The sequence below is a fragment of the Allobosea sp. P1_A7 genome (assembly GCF_056406775.1).
Genome location: NZ_JBFTZN010000604.1, coordinates 1 through 969, shown reverse-complemented (window position 1 = coordinate 969; position 969 = coordinate 1). Strand labels below are relative to the sequence as shown.

Annotated in this window: 1 protein-coding gene; it reads right to left on the bottom strand. The window is 62.1% G+C overall.

Going from position 1 to position 969, the window contains the following annotated elements:
* Positions 1 to 969: peroxidase family protein (locus AC1D34_RS37950; protein WP_476827075.1), on the bottom strand; the 969-nt coding region annotated here is incomplete at both ends.

The following is a 969-nucleotide window of genomic DNA, read 5'->3' as shown; positions in this document are numbered from 1 at the left end:
CCGTTGCCGGTGCCGTCATCGTCGTCATCGTCGTCATCGTCGCCGTCACCGTCCCCCGTGCCGGTACCGTTGTCGCCGTCATCGCCAACGACGGTCTCGAAGATGTTCTCCGGCAGATTGGTCAGGCTGGTATTGCGGGCGATGATGTCCGCGAACTCCTGGCCSTCGATGAAATTCTCGTAGAAGTCGAAGTTCTCGACACGGTCGAGATAGTAGAACCGGTCGGCCTCCTGCAGGCGGTCAAACTGTTCATGCAGCACGACCCAGAAGGTCTGCCCGACCATGCCGCCATTGATATGCGTCTCGGCAAGGCCACCGACCCAGAGATCGACCCGGTCGATCCCCTTCACGATGCCGGTGCCGTCGGCCTGGATGGCCACGCTGATCTTCGAGTTGATCGCCCGGAAGGCAGCGATCTCATTGGCATCCAGGACGAGGTCCGGATAGGCCTGCTTGAACTGGGCGATCACTGCATCGCTCAGATTGTTGCGCTGCTGGAAATCCGCCCACGAGGTATAAGGCGAGAGGTCTCCGGCATATCCGACGGCGTCGGAGACATAGAGATCTTCCGAAGCGGCAAGATCCGAACGCACCTGGTTCAAGGTGCCAAGCCCGACATCCCAGCCGCGGGCCACATTGAAGGCGAAGAGGTCGGCATTGATGCGCACCAGATCGTTGCGCACCGCGTCGACAATGTTGAAGTCAACCTCCTCCGCCGGCTGCCTGATGATGCCGCCCAGGATCGATCCGACACCAAGCTGCTCATAGCCGGGCTGCGGGGTATAGCCGGGAGGCAAGGGAGCGGTGAAGGCGCCGGCGTCGTTCGTCGGATTCAGGAAGGCGTCGAACAGCGCGACCTGCTTCGGCTGACCGTCGGCATCGAGCACGGTCATGGTCTGGCCGATCAGGGAGTGACCGACCCGGTACACCGCCGCCGCGAACTCATGCGAGATGGCAGCTGTCGCATCC